This window comes from Streptomyces sp. NPDC048600, from assembly GCF_055587025.1.
This window is the reverse complement of sequence record NZ_JBVJGZ010000002.1, coordinates 308,243-325,383: the sequence shown is the minus strand read 5'-3', so window position 1 is coordinate 325,383 and position 17,141 is coordinate 308,243. Positions and strand designations below refer to the sequence as shown.

The following is a 17,141-nucleotide window of genomic DNA, read 5'->3' as shown; positions in this document are numbered from 1 at the left end:
TCGTCCTGAAGAGGCCGGGTGAATCTCCGGAGTCCCGTTGACGGCCCTCCCGGACGCCTCTCCCGGGCGTCTCAGTCCCGGTCCGCCGCCCGGGGCGTGAGCAGAGCCGTCAGACGGGTCGTGCGGGGCTTCGCGGGGAGTTCCGCGACCGCGCGCGGCAGGGCCTGCTCCACGCCCTGGACCACGGACAGATGGCGGTCGGCCCGGCCGAACGCCGTGTACACCCAGGGCCGGCTGAGGGCCTGGACCGCGTCGCCCGGCAGCACCACGACGGCCGCGGGCCAGCGGCCTCCGACGGCCTGGTGCGCGGTGAGCGCCCACCCGTGCCGCACAGCTCCCTCGACCCGGTCCCTGGGGACGACGACGGCCTCGCCCGCGCAGGACAGATGCAGCCCGTCCGCGTCGGCGTTCACCACATGCCCGGGCAGGGTGCGGCCGGGGGCGGGGGAGTAGGCGATCCGGTCACCGGGGTCGAAGCCGCCGAACCGTCCGGGGCCGGGGTTGAGCCGCTCCTTGAGGGCCGCGTTGAGCGCGCGGGTGCCCGCCGCGCCGCCGTGGCCCGGGGTGATCACGACCGTCTGCTCGACGGGCACGCCGAACGCCCGGGGCACGGAGTCGGCGACCAGCTGCACGGTGCGGTGCACGGCCTCGCCGGCGTTCCGCACGGGCACGATGACGATCTCCTTGCCGGGTGCCTCGACCTGGTTCAGCTCGCCGATGCCGATGCCGGACACCAGCTCGCCGAGCGGACCCGGGTCGGGCCGGCGCGAGGCGACCTGGGGGCAGACCCGCGCGCCGAGCAGATCGGCGAAGACCCGCCCGGGGCCCGCGGACCACAGCACACCGGGGTCACCGCTCAGCACCAGCCGCGCCCCGTCGGGCAGGGACTCGGCGATCAGGGCCGCGGTCTCGACGTCCAGCTGAGGAGCGTCGAGCACGACGAGGAGGTCGAGGTCCAGCGCTCCGTCCGTGTCGCGGCCCGGGCCCTCGGCGCCGGACAGCAGCCCGGCCAGGGTGGCGACACCGGATCCGGCCGTGTCGAGGGCGCCGGGCAGCGCGCCGAAACGACCGCGCCCGACCGGGCTGTGGGCCGCCGCCCAGGCGCGCAGGCCGAGGCCCCGGACCGCGCCGAGCAGAGCCGCCGGTTCGGCGAGGGAGGCGTCGCCGCCGGTGTGCAGGACCAGTCCGTGGCCGCCGGCCGCGCGGATCAGCTCGGCGGCGGAACCCTGGGCGGAGGCCGCGGCCCGCTCCCACTCCTCGGCCGAACCGTCCTGCTTGGGAGCGGAGTTGATCAGCCGGGACAGACCGTCGGCGAGGCTCTCCTCCGCGAGCGCGTACCGCTCGAGGCCGACCAGCACCCGGACCGGGCGGCTGTCCTCGCCGTCCTCGTCGCTGTCCTCGTTGCCGTCGTCGTCGGCGGCCTCTGCCCGGCGGTCGGCGGCCGGGCCGGCCCCGGGTTCGTCGAGGGCGTCCTGGAAGGCCAGGGCGTCGCCCTCCGTCAGGGCGTTCTGCACGGCCCCGTCCGGGTCGGGGACACCTCGCTGGGCCAGGGCTGCGGTGAGCGCGGGGAGCTCCAGGGCGGTGTGCCCGGCCAGGGCGGCCTGTTCGAGCAGCCAGCCGGTGACGGCCCGGCCGCGCCGCTCGTCGTCCGGCCCGCACTCGGCGCCGAGCAGGGCACGCGCGAACCCGTCTGCCTGCTCGGGCCGCACCCCGGCCACCCGCAGCAACTGCCAGGGGTCCTCGCCCAGCTGCTCCGCGGCGGACTCCCCGAGCGCGGCCGCGACCTGGGCGGCGAGGGCCTCGGGTGCCCCGCCGCGGCTCAGCACGGCCCGTACGGCCTCGACCGTCTCCGGCGCCGGGGCGCCCGACGCGGGGCCGGGGGAGACCGGGACCGGCTGCGGCCGTCGCACCGGCTCGGGTGCCGCCGGGCGGCGGGGCGGTTCGGGCGTGGCGAACACGGTGGCCGTCGGCGCGGCACCGCCCTCGACCGCACGCACGGCGGCGAGCAGATCGGCGGCCCTGCCGCTCAGCTTGGCCCCACTGTCGATGGGACCCTGCCGCTCGGCCCTGCGCCGTTCGATCCGCTCCCGCTCCACCCGCTGTGCGGCCAGCTCGGCCTGCGCCTCGGACACATCGGAGGCCGCGCCTTCGCCGGACGCGCCGTCACCGCCCTCGGCAGCCGCACCGCCCTCGTCCGCCCCGGCCCCCTCGCCGGCCCCCTCCGATTCCTCAGCGCCCTCCGAGTCCCCAGGGCCTTCCGCGCCCTCGGCACCCCCGGCACCCTCCGCACCCTCGGCGCTCACGGAATCCTCCGCGCCTTCGGCCGGCACCCCGGAGCCCTCCACCGCCCCGTCCGTCTCCGCCGCCGCGGCGGACGGTGTGTCCGGCGCGGCGGTGTCCCCGGTGGTGGTCTCCGGCTCCGTGCTCACAGCGTGCTCCAGTCGTGATCGGGATAGCGGTGCACGGGCGCCGACACATCGTCGAGCGCCCGGCAGATCTCGTCAGGAAGACTAAGGGCCTCCACTGACAATGCCGCCGTGAGCTGCTGCGCGTTGCGCGCGCCGACGATCGGGGCCGCCACCCCGGGCCGGTCGCGCACCCAGGCGAGGGCCACCTGCAGAGGCGTCACGGCGAGCCCGTCCGCCGCGGTCGTCACGGCGTCCACGATCCGGCTCGCGGTGTCGTCGAGATACGGCTCGACGAACGGGGCCAGATGCTCCGAGGCGCCCCGCGAGTCCGGCGGCAGCGCGTCCCCCCGGTACTTCCCGGTCAGCACCCCGCGCCCGAGCGGCGAGGAGGGCAGCAGCCCGATGCCCAGGTCCAGCGCGGCCGGCAGCACCTCGCGCTCGATGCCGCGCTGAAGGAGGGAGTACTCCATCTGCGTACTGGCGAGCCGGGTCCGGGTGCCGGGAGCGGCCAGCTGCCAGGTCGCGGCCTTGGCCAGCTGCCACCCGCAGAAGTTGGACACCCCGGCGTACCGCGCGCGGCCGCTGCTGACGGCGAGGTCGAGCGCCTGGAGGGTCTCCTCCAGCGGGGTGGAGGAGTCGAAGGCGTGGACGTGCCAGACGTCGACGAAGTCGGTGCCCAGCCGGGTCAGCGAGGCGTCGAGCGCGGCGAGCAGATGACCGCGCGAGCCGTCGAACCGGCGGTACGGGTCCGGCACGCTGCCTGCCTTGGTGGAGATCACCAGGTCCCGGCGCGGCACCAGCCCTTCCATCAGGCGCCCGAGCAGATATTCGGCCTCCCCGTCGCCGTAGACGTCCGCCGTGTCGACCAGGGTCCCGCCGGCCTCCCAGAAGGTCTTCAAGAGGTCAGCCGCGTCGTGCTCGTCGGTGTCCCTGCCCCAGGTCAGGGTGCCGAGACCGATACGGGACACACGCAGGCCGGTGCGGCCGAGATGCCTCTGCTCCATGGACGCCGAGAGTACTGGCCAGAGCCTTCCACGTGGGGGCCTGTGGACAACGGGTTTCGATGATCGTCACGGCACCCGCCCGCGGGGCCCCGGCATGCCGCCGCGCGTGCCCCTGCCCCCGCCTGCGCGGGTGGGCTACTGTCTCCGGAACAGGGACGTTACTGATCAGTAAAAGGGGATCTGGCATGCAGCTCGGGATCAACCTCGGCTACTGGGGTGCCGGAATGGACTCCGACAATCTCGCCGTCGCCAAGGAGGCCGACAAGCTCGGCTACGCCGTCTGCTGGGCCGCCGAGGCCTACGGCTCCGACGCCGCCACCGTGCTCACCTGGGTCGCCGCCCAGACCGAGCGGATCGACGTCGGCTCGGCCATCTTCCAGATCCCCGCCCGGCAGCCCGCGATGACCGCGATGACCGCCGCCACCCTCGACTCCCTCTCCGGCGGTCGCTTCCGCCTCGGCCTCGGCGTCTCCGGCCCCCAGGTCTCCGAGGGCTGGTACGGCGTCAAGTTCGACAAGCCGCTCTCCCGCACCCGCGAGTACGTCGAGATCGTCCGCAAGGCCATGACCCGCGAGCGCCTCTCCTTCGAGGGCGAGCATTGGACGCTGCCGCTGCCCGGCGGCCCCGGCAAGCCGATCAAGCTGACCGTGCACCCCGAGCGCGAGCACATCCCGCTGTACATCGCCGCGATCGGCCCGAAGAACCTGGAGCAGACCGGCGAGATCGCCGACGGCGCCCTGCTGATCTTCCCCTCCGCCGACCACATCGAGGACACCGCGATCCGCCACCTGCGCGCCGGACGCGAGAAGGCCGGCAAGACCCTCGAAGGCTTCGACGTCTGCCCGACCCTGCCCCTCGCCGTCGGCGAGGACAAGGACGTCCCGCTGCTCGCCGACTTCTTCCGCCCCTACACCGCCCTCTACGTCGGCGGCATGGGCAGCCGCAAGCAGAACTTCTACAACCACCTCGCCCAGCGCATGGGATACGAGCAGGCGGCCGCCGAGATCCAGGACAAGTACCTGTCCGGCGACAAGCAGGGCGCCGCGGCCGCCGTACCGCACGACCTGATCGACCGCACCACGCTGCTCGGCTCCGTCGACCGCATCGCCGACCGCATGAAGGCCTACGCCGCCGCCGGGGTCACCACCCTCACCGTCACGCCCGCCGGCTTCACCCTCGACGACCGGCTCACCGCCCTGCGGGCCGGCGTCGAGGCCATGGAGCGCGCGGGACTCGCGTAGGGAGAGATTTCAGCGGCCGTGGTGGGGGCTCGGGGGTCTTCCCCGCCACGGCCGTCACGCAGCACAACGCGCCGGACCACGCCCGGGTTACGCCCTCGGCGCGTCCTCCTTTTGGCGCAGTTGTCCTACACACCTGTTGCGACCACCCTGACGGCGCATTTGACTCGTTCTTCGCGGGCTTCGCGGAACCCGCGGAGAGCAGAGAGGTGCCTCAGATGCTTTCGGCCAAGAGTCTTTTCCAGGAGATCCTCGACAACGACGAATCGTTCCGGCTGTTCTGCTCCATCGCCGCCAGCGGCGAGTCGCAGGGCGGCTGGGAGAACGCCCGCATCGCCGCCCTCGTCCCGGCGAGCGAACGCGGCCTGGCCCCCAAGATCACCCGGCACGGCGCCGACGAGGACAAGCACGGCCGGATCTTCAACGCCCTGCTGAAGAAGCGCGGCCTCCAGCCCGTCGCCGTACCCCCGGAGACCGACTACACGATGCTGCTGGAACGCAACGGCATCGGTCTCGCCCACGACAAGCTCAAGCGCGACGAACCGCTCACCGTCCAGGACATCGTCACCTACCTCTCCCACAGCCGCGTCACCGAACAGCGCGCCGCCGAGCAGATGGACCTGCTGCGCAAGCACTTCGCCGACCACCCCGACATCGGCCGCGCCGTCAAGATGATCTCCGGCGACGAGGACAACCACCTCGCCTACTGCCACGAGGAACTCCTGCGCTACGCCCACGCCGGCCACGGCCGCGCCATCCAGCGCACCCTGCGCGAGTGCGCCCTCGCCGAGATCCGCGTCTACCGCGACGTCAGCCTCGCCGTCATGGACCACATGGGCCGCATCCTCGGCTGGCCGAGGGCCAAGTCGGCCGTCCTCGCCGCCGGCATCCACGCCGACTACGCCTGGGAACGGTTCGCCGGCTGGCGCCGCATGGTCTCCCTGACGATGCCCGAACGCCGCGACGCCCTCGGCGGACCAGCCACCACCGCCCCCGAGTTCGCCTGACCGGCCCCTACAGCCAGCCCCGCCGCTTGAACAGCCGGTACAGACCCACCTCCAGGGCGGCCATCAGCGCGATCAGCGCCGGATACGACCACACCCAGTGCAGCTCCGGCATGTGATCGAAGTTCATGCCGTAGATCCCCGCGATCATCGTCGGGACCGCAGCCATGGCCGCCCACGCGGAGATCTTCCGCATGTCGTCGTTCTGCCGCACGCTCGTCTGCGCCAGATGCGCCGACAGGATGTCCGACACCAGCCGGTCCAGGCTCTCCACCGACTCGTTCACCCGCGTCAGATGGTCCCCCACGTCCCGGAAGTACGGCTGCGCCTTCTGATTGACGAACGGCACCGCCAGCCCGAACGGACCCGTCCCCGCCAGCTTGACCAGCGGCAGCGCCAGCGGACCCGTCGCCCGCCGGAACTCCAGCACCTGCCGCTTGAAGGTGTAGATCCGCGACGCCGTGTGCCGCGTCCCGCCCCGCTCCGGCGAGAACACCTCCGCCTCCAGCCCGCCCAGGTCCGTCTGCAACTCGTCCGCGACCTCCAGATAGTGGTCGACGGTCGCGTCGGTGATCGCGTACAGCACCGCCGTAGGACCCTTCGCCAGCATCTCCGGCTCCTCCTCCAGCCGGTGCCGGACCGCAGCCAGCGGTGAACCCTCGCCGTGCCGCACGGTGACCACGAAGCAGTCGCCGAGGAAGACCATGACCTCGCCGGAGGTGACCGTGTCGCTGTCCGGCTCGTACACGACCGGCTTCAGCACCAGGAACAGCGAGTCGTCGTACACCTCCAGCTTCGGCCGCTGATGCGCCGACAGGGCGTCCTCGACCGCCAGCGGATGCAGCGCGAACTCCTCCGTGACCAGGTCGAACTCCCGCTCGGTCGGCTCGTGCAGCCCGATCCAGATGAAACCGCCCGCCGCCCGCGCCTCGTCCAGCGCGTCGGACAGGTCCTCGGGGGCCTTCGTCCGCCTCCCGTGCCGGTAAATCGCGCAGTCCACGATCACGGAGCGAATTCTCCTCCCCGGCGCCCGCCGCCGCACCCCCCGCTGCGCCTACGCTGGGCCGCATGCCCACGCTGCTCCTGGTCCGGCACGGACGCTCCACCGCCAACACCGCGGGACTCCTCGCCGGCTGGACGCCCGGCGTCGCCCTCGACGAACGCGGACTCGCCCAGGCCGCCGCCCTGCCCGCCCGCCTCGCCGAACTCCCCCTCCACGAGATCGTCACCAGCCCCCTGCAACGCTGCCAGGAGACGATCCAGCCCCTCCTCACCGCCCGCGGCGGCCGCACCGCCCACACCGACGACCGCATCGGCGAATGCCACTACGGCGACTGGTCCGGCCGCAAACTCGCCGAACTCAAGGACGAACCCCTCATGGAGGTCGTCCAGGCCCACCCCACCGCGGCCGCCTTCCCCGGCGGCGAGTCGATGCGCGCCATGCAGCACCGCGCCGCCGAAGCCGTACGCGAGTGGAACGCGCGCGTGGAGCGCGACCACGGCCCCGACGCCGTCTATCTCATGTGCTCGCACGGCGACATCATCAAGTCGCTCGTCGCCGACGCACTCGGACTTCATCTCGACCTCTTCCAACGGATCTCTGTCGAACCGTGTTCCATCACCGCGATCCGTTACACCCGGCTCAGGCCGTTTCTCGTGCGCCTCGGCGACACCGGCGACTTCGCCTCCCTCGCGCCGCGCGAGGAACCCCCGAGCGACCAGGCCACCGTCGGGGGCGGCGCGGGCGCACCGTGATCGTCGGCCGCAGTAGGGTGAAGCGGTCGCAGTAGCACCCCGCCCGCCCACCACGATCCTTGGAGCTGGACGTGTCCCGTCAGGTGTTCCTCTACGACCCCCCGGACCGCTTCGTGGCCGGCACGGTCGGACTGCCAGGGCGCCGTACGTTCTTCCTCCAGGCCACCGCCGGCTCCCGGGTGACCAGCGTGGCCCTGGAGAAGACCCAGGTCGCCGCGCTCGCCGAACGCATGGACGAACTGCTCGACGAGGTCGTACGCCGCAGCGGGGGCAGCGCCTCCGTCCCCGCCATGGCCCCCACCGAGATCTCCGACACCGGGCCGCTGGACACCCCCATCGAGGAGGAGTTCCGCGTCGGCACCATGGCCCTCGCCTGGGACGGCGAGGAACAGCGCATGATCGTCGAGGCGCAGGCCCTCGTCGAGCTCGAGGCCGACACCGACGAGGACCTCGCCGAGGCCGAGGAGAGACTCCTCCAGGACGAGGAGAACGGCCCCCCGATGCTCCGGGTACGCCTCACCGGAACACAGGCCCGAGCCTTCGCCAAGCGCGCCCTCGACGTCGTCAACGCCGGCCGGCCGCCCTGCCCGCTGTGCAGCCTGCCGCTCGACCCGGAAGGACACGTATGTCCGCGCCAGAACGGATACCGCCGCGGAGCATGACACCGGCGGACCTGCTCGCCGAGGGCGAGCTGACCGTGCGCGGACGCCTGCGCGAGGCCTCCAACGCGGCCCTGTACTGCACCGTCACCCACGACGGCGGGGAAGCCGCCTGCGTCTACAAACCCGTCGCCGGGGAACGCCCCCTGTGGGACTTCCCCGACGGCACCCTGGCCCAGCGCGAGCTCGCCGCCTACGAGGTCTCCGAGGCCACCGGCTGGCACCTGGTCCCGCCCACCGTCCTGCGCGACGGCCCCTACGGCCGGGGCATGGTCCAGCTCTGGATCGAGGCACCCGAAGGCGGCACGGCCCCCGAACTGCTCGCCCTGGTCGACGGCGAGGAACCGGGACCCGGCTGGAAGGCCATCGGCCTCGCCGACGTCGGCGAGGACCGCACCGCCCTGCTCGTGCACGCCGACGACGAACGGCTGCGCCGCCTCGCCGTCCTCGACGCCGTGATCAACAACGCCGACCGCAAGGGCGGCCACCTCCTCCCCACCGGCGACGGCCACCTCTACGGCATCGACCACGGCGTCTCCTTCCACGCCGAGAACAAGCTGCGCACCCTGCTGTGGGGCTGGGCCGGCGAACCCCTCACCGAGGAGGCCGTCACCGTCCTGAAAGGGCTCGAGAAGGCCCTCACGCCCGACGGACCCCTCACCCTGCGCCTCACCCCGTTGATCACCCCCGCCGAGATCGACGCCACCCGCGCACGGGTCGACGCCCTCCTGGCCTCCGGAAGGCACCCCGAGCCCACGGGGGAGTGGCCGGCCATACCGTGGCCGCCGGTGTGAGCACACGGCGCGGCCCGGGACAAGACCGCCTTCTCGGCCAACCTGGCGTCATCCGGTTCGTATCCGGAACTCCAGTCCGGTTAGTCTCAAGGCATGCATGCCTGGCCCGCTTCCGAGGTCCCCGCCCTGCCTGGTCAGGGCCGCGACCTGAGGATCCACGACACCGCGACCGGTGAGCTCGTCACCCTGGAGCCCGGTCCCGTCGCCCGCATCTACGTCTGCGGCATCACGCCGTACGACGCCACCCACATGGGGCACGCGGCGACCTACAACGCGTTCGACCTCGTCCAGCGGGTCTGGCTGGACACCAAGCGGCAGGTTCACTACGTCCAGAACGTCACCGACGTCGACGACCCGCTCCTGGAGCGGGCCCTGCGCGACGACGTCGACTGGGTCGCCCTCGCCGAGAAGGAGACGGCCCTCTTCCGCGAGGACATGACCGCCCTGCGGATGCTGCCGCCGCGGCACTACATAGGCGCGGTCGAGGCCATACCCGGCATCGTCCCGCTGGTCGAACGCCTGCGTGACATGGGCGCCACCTACGAGCTCGACGGCGACTTCTACTTCTCCGTCGAGGCCGACCCCCACTTCGGGCAGGTCTCGAACCTCGACGCCGCCGCCATGCGGCTGCTGTCCGCAGAGCGCGGCGGCGACCCCGACCGTCCCGGAAAGAAGAACCCGCTCGACCCGATGCTGTGGATGACCGCCCGCGAGGGCGAGCCCAGCTGGGACGGCGCCTCTCTCGGCCGCGGCCGCCCCGGCTGGCACATCGAGTGCGTCGCCATCGCCCTCGACCACCTCGGCATGGGCTTCGACGTCCAGGGCGGCGGCTCCGACCTCGCCTTCCCGCACCACGAGATGGGCGCCTCCCACGCCCAGGTGCTCACCGGCGAGTTCCCCATGGCCAAGGCCTACGTCCACGCCGGCATGGTCGCCCTGCACGGCGAGAAGATGTCCAAGTCCAAGGGCAACCTCGTCTTCGTCTCGGCCCTGCGCCGCGAGGGCGTCGACCCGGCCGCCATCCGGCTCAGCCTCCTCGCCCACCACTACCGCGCCGACTGGGAGTGGACCGACCAGGTCCTCCAGGACGCCGTCGACCGCCTCGGCCGCTGGCGCGCCGCCGTCTCCCGGCCCGACGGCCCGGCCGCCGACGCCCTCGTCGAGGAGATCCGCGAGGCCCTCGCGAACGACCTCGACGCCCCGGCCGCGCTCGCCGCCGTCGACCGCTGGGTCGCCCTCCAGGAGGAGCGCGGCGGCACCGACATCGGTGCGCCCGGCGTCGTCTCCCGCGCGGTGGACGCCCTGCTGGGCGTGGCCCTGTAGGCACCCCGGTACCGAGAACGAGAATAGGGGCGCTTCCTCCCGTCCGGGGGAAGCGCCCCTCATCTTTTCCCCTGCTCCCCTCCCCTTCCCCCGAATGCTGTCGGAACGCTGTCGGGGGCGGCGGCCCGGCGGCCGCTGTGATGGAGTGGGCGGGTAGTTGACCGTCGGACCGGACAACTGCCGGTCCCTCTCGCGGAAGGACGACCCGTGGCCCTCACGCACGGTTCCTTCGCACAACGTCACCTCACCCGCCGCGGACTCCTCACCGCCGGCGCCGCCGCGGCGGGAGCCGCCGTCGTCGGCACCCCCGCCCACGCGGCCCCCTGGCCGACCGTCGTCCCCCTGCCCGACGGATTCCGCCCCGAAGGCATCACCATCGCCGGCCGCCACGCCTACCTCGGCTCCCTCGGCGACGGCTCCATCTACAGGGCCGACCTGCGCACCGGCCGGGGCGGGATCATCGCGCCCGGCCCCGGCACGTCGGCGGTCGGCCTGAAGATCGACGGCAGGGGCCGGCTCTTCGTCTGCGGCCGCGGCCAGGGCGCCCGGGTCGTCGCCACACGCACCGGCGAGACCATCGCGACCTACGCACTGGCCGACCGGACACCGAGCTTCGTCAACGACGTGTACCTCACCCGGCGCGCCGCCTGGTTCAGCGACTCCTACCAGCCCACCCTGTACGTCCTGCCGCTCGGCCCGGCGGGCGCGCTGCCGGACGCGGACGACGTCGTCCGGCTCCCCCTGGGCGGCGACTGGCGCCAGACACCCGGCGAGGTCGTCAACGCCAACGGCATCACCAGCACCCCGGACGGTTCCGCACTGCTGGTCGTACAGGCCGGGGTGGGCGTCCTGCACCGCGTCGACCCACGCACCGGCGTCACCCGGCTGGTGGACCTCGGGAACGCGGCCCCCCTCACCAACGGCGACGGCCTGCTGCGCATCGGCCGCACCCTCTACGTCGTGCAGAACCGGCAGAACGCCATCGACGTGTTCACCCTCGCCCCCGACGGCGGCAGCGGCGTCTTCCGGCGCCGCATCACCGACCCCCGCTTCGACGTGCCGTCCACCGTGGCCGCGCACGGGGGCCGCCTCTATCTGCCCAACGCCCGCTTCACGACCCCGCCGACGCCCGGGACGACGTACGACGTGATCGCCGTGCCCGACTGACACGCACGAGGGGGCGGTGCTCAGCGCACCGCCCCCTGCTGGATGTCACTCCTCCGCCGTGTCCCCGTCGTCCGCACCGGGCTTCGGTGGCTTCGGCGGCCGGGTCCGCTCACCGGAGCTGTCCCGGCGGTAGGGCGAGCCCTCACCGTCCGTGGCGTGACCGCCCGGCGAGCCACCGCCGTCCCGGCGCCGCAGATACCGCTCGAACTCCCGGGCGATCGCCTCGCCCGACGCCTCCGGCAGATCCGCGGTGTCCCGCGCCTCCTCCAGCGTCTGCACGTACTCGGCGACCTCGCTGTCCTCGGCGGCCAGCTGGTCCACCCCCGTCTGCCAGGCGCGCGCGTCCTCGGGCAGCTCGCCCAGCGGGATACGCACGTCGATCAGGTCCTCCAGACGGTTCAGCAGCGCCAGCGTCGCCTTCGGGTTCGGCGGCTGCGACACGTAGTGCGGCACCGCCGCCCACAGCGACACCGCGGGCACCCCCGCGTGCGTGCACGCCTCCTGGAGCACACCCACGATGCCCGTCGGGCCCTCGTACTTGGTCTCCTCGAGATCCATCCGGCGGGCCAGGTCCGGGTCGGACGTGGTGCCGCTGATCGGGACGGGACGGGTGTGCGGGGTGTCGCCCAGCAGGGCGCCCAGGATCACCACCAGCTCCACGCCGAGTTCGTGCGCGAAGCCGAGCAGTTCGTTGCAGAACGAGCGCCACCGCATGGACGGTTCGATACCGCGCACCAGCACCAGGTCACGCGGTTTGTCACCGCCGACCCGCACGACCGACAACCTTGTCGTCGGCCAAGTGATCTTGCGCACACCGGCGTCCATGAACACCGTGGGGCGGTTCACCTGGAAGTCGTAGTAGTCCTCGGCGTCCAGCGCCGCGAACACCTCGCCCTTCCACTCCCGTTCCAGATGCGCGACCGCGGTGGAGGCCGCGTCGCCGGCGTCGTTCCAGCCCTCGAACGCTGCCACCATGACTGGGTCGATCAGCTCGGGAACTCCCTCCAGCTCGATCACCCAGCGCCTCCTTCCGACGTGCCCTCGCTTGACGTCCCAACCTTACGGCGTTCGGCAGGGGCGCCCGCAGCCCCCTTGCACGGGGGAGTGAACGGATCACTGCCCCGATCACCACTCCCGGACACCCCGGAACGATCACAGGATCCCCATCGCGCCCCACCCCGCGCACACCGCCGCAAACGGCGAGGAGGCGGCTCCGTGCGGGGAGCCGCCTCCTTCCTTGCGTAGGACCGTCCAGCCGTCGGACCCTCTTCGTCCGGCCCTACTTCTTGTCGAGCAGGTCCTGGACCCCGCCACGCACCTCGTCCGTGGCCAGGCCACGGATGGTCAGCGTGGTGCGGCGACGCAGCACGTCGTCCGCGGTCTCGGCCCACTCGTGGTCACGAGCCCAGACGACCTGCGCCCAGATCTCCGGCGCGTCCGGGTGGACACGCGCGGCCAGCTCGGGATTCTCGTTCGCGATACGGGCGATGTCGAAGGCCAGCGAACCGTAGTGCGTGGCCAGATGACGGGCGGTGTCCGCCCCCATCCGCGGGCCCGGCGCCGGACGGTCCGTCAGCAGCCGGTGGGCCACCGCCCGCGGGTTGGCGACACCCGGCAGCGGCAGCTTCTTCGGCAGCGAGGAGATCGGCTCGAAGTCCTCGCCCAGCGGACGGCCCGGCAGCGACTCCAGCTTCTGCATGACCGTACGGCCGATGTGACGGAACGTCGTCCACTTGCCGCCCGCGATGGACAGCATCCCGCCCCGGCCCTCGGTCACCACCGTCTCGCGCTTGGCCTTCGCGGTGTCACCGGGACCGCCAGGAAGCACCCGGAGACCCGCGAAGGAGTAGGTGATCAGATCGCGGTCGAGCTGCTGGTCGCGGATGGAGAACGCGGCCTCGTCCAGGATCTGGGCTATGTCCTTGTCGTTGACCGCGACCTCGCCCGGGTCGCCCTCGTACTCCTCGTCGGTCGTGCCGAGCAGCAGCATGTCCTCCCAGGGAAGGGCGAAGGTGATGCGGTACTTGTCGATCGGCGTGGCCAGCGCGGCCTTCCACGGCGCGGTGCGCTTCAGGACCAGATGCGCGCCCTTCGACAGTCGGATCGACGGCGCGGCATTCGGGTCCTCCATGCGACGCAGGTGATCGACCCACGGGCCGGTCGCGTTCAGCACCAGCCGCGCGCCGACACCGAACTCGTCGCCGGACAGCCGGTCCCTGAGCTCCGCGCCGGTCACCCGGCCCTTGGTGAAGCGCAGGCCGGTGACCTCGGCGTGGTTGAGCACGACCGCGCCCGCGTCGACGGCCGCGCGGACCGTCATCAGCGCCATGCGCGAGTCGTTCATCTGGTCGTCGCCGTACACCGCGACGGCCTTGAGGTTCTCGGTACGCAGCTCCGGCACGTCCTGCGCCGCCTTCGCGGGGGACAGGAGGTGGCCGACGCCGTCACCGAACGCGGAGAGCGCGGAGTAGGCGAAGACGCCCGCCCCGAGCTTCGCGGCGCCGTGCGGCCCGCCCTTGTACACGGGGAGGTAGAACGTGAGCGGGTTCGCCAGGTGAGGGGCCACCTGACGGGAGACCGCACGGCGCTCGAAGTGGTTCTCCGCCACCAGCTTCACCGCGCCGGTCTGCAGGTAGCGCAGACCGCCGTGGAGAAGCTTGGAGGAGGCGGAGGAGGTGGCGCCGGCGAAGTCGCCGGCGTCGACCAGAGCCACCCTGAGGCCGGACTGCGCGGCGTGCCAGGCGGTGGAGATGCCCAGGATGCCGCCGCCGATGACGAGAAGGTCGTACGACGCCTTGGAGAGTTGCTCCCGGGTCTCGGCGCGGCTCGGGCGGGAGCCGGAGGCCGGGCGCGTTCCCAGGGCAGGCACGGACTGCAGGGTGGACTGCGTGGTCATGGGGTTTCTTACTCCTCGTCCTCGATCCAGCCCATGGTCCGCTCGACGGCCTTGAGCCAGGTCTTGTACTCACGGTCGCGGGAATCCGCGTCCATGCGGGGGGTCCACTCGGCGGCCCGGCGCCAGTTGGCGCGCAGGTCGTCGGTGCTGGTCCAGAAGCCGACGGCGAGACCGGCGGCGTAGGCGGCGCCGAGGCAGGTGGTCTCGGCGACCATGGGGCGCACCACGGGTGCGTCCAGGAAGTCCGAGAGCGTCTGCATCAGCAGGTTGTTGGAGGTCATGCCGCCGTCGACCTTGAGGGCGGCAAGTTCGACGCCGGAGTCCTTCGTCATGGCGTCGGTGATCTCACGGGTCTGCCAGGCGGTGGCCTCCAGGACGGCACGCGCCAGGTGCGCCTTGGTGACGTACCGGGTCAGACCGGCGATGACACCGCGGGCGTCGGAGCGCCAGTGCGGGGCGAACAGGCCGGAGAAGGCCGGCACGAAGTACGCGCCGCCGTTGTCCTCCACCGAGAGCGCGAGCGTCTCGATCTCGGCGGCCGTGGAGATCAGGCCCATCTGGTCGCGCATCCACTGCACCAGCGAACCGGTGACGGCGATCGAGCCCTCCAGGGCGTAGACCGGAGCCTGGTCGCCGATCCGGTAGCCGACGGTGGTCAGCAGGCCGGAGTAGGAGTTGATGATCTTCTCGCCGGTGTTCATCAGCATGAACGTGCCGGTGCCGTACGTGGACTTGGCCTCGCCCTCGGCGAAACAGGTCTGGCCGAACAGGGCCGCCTGCTGGTCGCCCAGCGCGGAGGCGACCGGGATGCCGCCGAGCAGGTCGCCCAGCTTGCCGCCGGTGATCTCGCCGTAGATCTCGGCGGAGGAGCGGATCTCCGGCAGCATCGCCAGCGGCACGCCGATCGACTCGGCGATCTTCTCGTCCCACTCCAGCGTGTGCAGGTTCATCAGCATGGTGCGGGAGGCGTTGGTGACGTCGGTGTAGTGCTTGCCGCCGTCGACACCACCGGTCAGGTTCCAGATGACCCAGGTGTCCATGGTGCCGAAGAGGATGTCTCCGGCCTCGGCGCGCTCGCGCAGGCCCTCGACGTTGTCCAGCAGCCAGCGGGCCTTCGGACCGGCGAAGTAGGAGGCCAGCGGCAGACCGGTCTCGCGGCGGAAGCGGTCCTGGCCGACGTTGCGGCCCAGATCCTTGCAGAGTGCGTCGGTGCGGGTGTCCTGCCAGACGATGGCGTTGTGGACGGGCTCACCGGTGTTCTTGTCCCACAGCACGGTGGTCTCGCGCTGGTTGGTGATACCGATGGCCTTGATGTCGTCGCGGGTGATGCCGGCCTTCTCGACGGCTCCGGCGACGACCTCCTGGACGTTCGTCCAGATCTCGTTGGCGTCGTGCTCGACCCAGCCCGGCTTCGGGAAGATCTGCTCGTGCTCCTTCTGGTCGACGGAGACGATACGGCCGTCCCGGTCGAAGACGATGCAGCGGCTGGAGGTCGTGCCCTGGTCGATGGCGGCGATGAAGGGGCCGGCGTGTGCGTCGGTCACTGTGTACTCCTGGGAGTCCTTGGATACGGGGCTGTACGTACGGCGCGTGCTGTCGAGCTCGAAGTGCTTGTTCTCGAATGTGCTTGTCGAAGAAGCCTGGCTCTTGCAGCGGCCCTTTTAGGCGAAGGCGACGTTGTAGATGCCTGCGGCGATCGCCGCGCCGATCAGCGGACCGACGACGGGGATCCAGGCGTAGCCCCAGTCCGAGCCGCCCTTGTTGGGCAGGGGAAGCAGGGCGTGCACGATGCGCGGACCGAGGTCACGGGCCGGGTTGATGGCGTAGCCGGTCGGGCCGCCCAGCGACAGACCGATACCGACGACCACCAGGGCGACGATCAGAGCGCCGAGGACGCCGAGGCCGTTGCCGTTGTCGTTCAGGCCCTGCGTGAGGATGGCGAGCACCAGCACGACCGTGCCGATGATCTCGGTGGCGAGGTTCTGCACCACGTTCCGGATCTCGGGACCGGTGGAGAACACGCCCAGGACCGGGCCCGCGCCCTTCTCCTGGGCCTCGACGGCCTTGGTGGCCGTGGCCTGAGCACCCGGACCGCCGACGATCTCCTTGTCGGTCAGGTGCGCCTGGAACTGGCCGTAGTAGGCGACCCAGACCAGGGTGGCGCCGATCATGGCGCCGAGGAGCTGGCCGCCGATGTAGAGGGCGACGTTGTCCCAGACGTTGTCCTTGATCGCGAGTGCGAGCGTGACCGCCGGGTTGAGGTGCGCTCCGGAGAGCGGCGCCGAGGTGTAGACCGCCGTCAGGACGGCGAAGCCCCACCCGAAGGTGATGGCCAGCCAGCCGGCGTTACGGGCCTTGGAGGCCTTCAGCGTCACGGCGGCGCACACGCCACCGCCGAGCAGGATGAGTATGGCGGTACCGATGGTCTCGCCGATGAAGATGTCGGAGCTGGACACCCGCGACTCCTTTGTCCTTCGTCCAGGGAAGCAGCACCCCGAGTCCCTTCGGGAGTTGCTGCGCCCTCGGGGGTGAGAGCTGTGCAGTGCCGGTCCCTTGGCGTTGTCACACCTTAGCGCGTATTGCCGGTAGGTGTTCGACAATGCCGACCGATGGACGGGAGTCTTGTCCGGCGCCACACCTGCGTCAAGGGTTCCGTTATCGAAAACTCGATCGTTATTGATCGACTGGACTTATCGATCTTGTGTTGGTGTCTGGGTAGGTTCGGGCTCAATGCCTGATTTGAGCCGGATTTCAGGGTAGGCCGAAGGCCGGTATCCCGTATCGGGGTACCGGTGGCAGGGGTTGTCGCAAAGGGTGTTCCGGAGGGGGCCGCAGGGGCCGCGGCGGGGGCCGTGACCGGCCCTGTGTGCGGCTCGGGCGGCCACGGGTGGGG

The 17,141-nt window shown here is 71.8% G+C and carries 14 protein-coding genes; 7 read left to right on the top strand and 7 right to left on the bottom strand.

Annotated elements, in window-relative coordinates:
- Positions 1-71: 71 nt before the first annotated feature.
- Both ACZ6SQ_RS03635 and ACZ6SQ_RS03630 read right to left on the bottom strand, forming a co-directional pair.
- Positions 72-2,429, bottom strand: coding sequence for a helix-hairpin-helix domain-containing protein (locus tag ACZ6SQ_RS03635; protein WP_469556353.1), 2,358 nt, complete (start codon positions 2,427-2,429; stop codon positions 72-74).
- Entirely contained in the window at positions 2,426-3,412 is a 987-nt protein-coding gene (locus ACZ6SQ_RS03630; protein WP_386377060.1) for an aldo/keto reductase, read from the bottom strand. Before ACZ6SQ_RS03630 ends, ACZ6SQ_RS03635 begins: the two co-directional genes overlap by 4 nt.
- Before the next feature lie 185 nt (positions 3,413-3,597).
- Here ACZ6SQ_RS03630 and ACZ6SQ_RS03625 point away from each other — a divergent pair, with 185 nt between their 5' ends.
- Positions 3,598-4,653, top strand: a complete 1,056-nt coding sequence (locus ACZ6SQ_RS03625; protein ID WP_469556350.1) for an LLM class F420-dependent oxidoreductase — start codon at positions 3,598-3,600, stop codon at positions 4,651-4,653.
- A gap of 215 nt (positions 4,654-4,868) precedes the next feature.
- The gene (locus tag ACZ6SQ_RS03620; protein WP_469556349.1) at positions 4,869-5,657 is read left to right on the top strand and encodes a ferritin-like domain-containing protein; all 789 of its coding nucleotides are present in this window, start codon (positions 4,869-4,871) and stop codon (positions 5,655-5,657) included.
- Between the two features lie 7 nt (positions 5,658-5,664).
- Here ACZ6SQ_RS03620 and corA read toward each other — a convergent pair whose 3' ends face one another.
- Positions 5,665-6,660, bottom strand: coding sequence for a magnesium/cobalt transporter CorA (corA, locus tag ACZ6SQ_RS03615; RefSeq protein ID WP_469556345.1), 996 nt, complete (start codon positions 6,658-6,660; stop codon positions 5,665-5,667).
- A gap of 62 nt (positions 6,661-6,722) precedes the next feature.
- On the opposite strand from corA, the gene ACZ6SQ_RS03610 reads away from it, so the two are divergent.
- From ACZ6SQ_RS03610 to ACZ6SQ_RS03590, 5 genes are all read left to right on the top strand, one after another.
- Positions 6,723-7,409, top strand: a complete 687-nt coding sequence (locus ACZ6SQ_RS03610; protein WP_469556342.1) for a histidine phosphatase family protein — start codon at positions 6,723-6,725, stop codon at positions 7,407-7,409.
- Positions 7,410-7,480: 71 nt separating this feature from the next.
- On the top strand, positions 7,481-8,071 hold the full coding sequence (locus ACZ6SQ_RS03605; RefSeq protein WP_469556340.1) for a DUF3090 domain-containing protein: 591 nt from the start codon (positions 7,481-7,483) through the stop codon (positions 8,069-8,071).
- Positions 8,035-8,862 carry an SCO1664 family protein gene (locus ACZ6SQ_RS03600; protein WP_469556338.1) on the top strand — a complete coding sequence of 276 codons (828 nt, stop codon included), beginning with the start codon at positions 8,035-8,037 and terminating at the stop codon, positions 8,860-8,862. The genes ACZ6SQ_RS03605 and ACZ6SQ_RS03600 overlap by 37 nt, the downstream gene beginning before the upstream one ends.
- Positions 8,863-8,955: 93 nt before the next feature.
- Positions 8,956-10,185 (top strand): cysteine--1-D-myo-inosityl 2-amino-2-deoxy-alpha-D-glucopyranoside ligase, encoded by a 1,230-nt coding sequence (gene mshC, locus ACZ6SQ_RS03595; RefSeq protein WP_469556335.1) that lies wholly within the window; start codon positions 8,956-8,958, stop codon positions 10,183-10,185.
- Between the two features lie 207 nt (positions 10,186-10,392).
- Positions 10,393-11,352 carry a twin-arginine translocation signal domain-containing protein gene (locus ACZ6SQ_RS03590; RefSeq protein WP_469556333.1) on the top strand — a complete coding sequence of 320 codons (960 nt, stop codon included), beginning with the start codon at positions 10,393-10,395 and terminating at the stop codon, positions 11,350-11,352.
- Between the two features lie 45 nt (positions 11,353-11,397).
- Here ACZ6SQ_RS03590 and ACZ6SQ_RS03585 read toward each other — a convergent pair whose 3' ends face one another.
- The 4 genes from ACZ6SQ_RS03585 to ACZ6SQ_RS03570 all read right to left on the bottom strand — a co-directional run bounded on the left by ACZ6SQ_RS03585 (position 11,398) and on the right by ACZ6SQ_RS03570 (position 16,704).
- A complete protein-coding gene (locus ACZ6SQ_RS03585) occupies positions 11,398-12,369 on the bottom strand; it encodes a PAC2 family protein (RefSeq protein ID WP_469556330.1) in 972 nt (323 codons plus the stop codon).
- A gap of 262 nt (positions 12,370-12,631) precedes the next feature.
- Positions 12,632-14,248 (bottom strand): glycerol-3-phosphate dehydrogenase/oxidase, encoded by a 1,617-nt coding sequence (locus ACZ6SQ_RS03580; RefSeq protein WP_469556327.1) that lies wholly within the window; start codon positions 14,246-14,248, stop codon positions 12,632-12,634.
- Between the two features lie 8 nt (positions 14,249-14,256).
- The gene (gene glpK, locus ACZ6SQ_RS03575; RefSeq protein ID WP_469556325.1) at positions 14,257-15,792 is read right to left on the bottom strand and encodes a glycerol kinase GlpK; all 1,536 of its coding nucleotides are present in this window, start codon (positions 15,790-15,792) and stop codon (positions 14,257-14,259) included.
- 117 nt (positions 15,793-15,909) lie between these two features.
- Entirely contained in the window at positions 15,910-16,704 is a 795-nt protein-coding gene (locus ACZ6SQ_RS03570; RefSeq protein WP_469556321.1) for an MIP/aquaporin family protein, read from the bottom strand.
- Positions 16,705-17,141 lie beyond the last annotated feature (437 nt).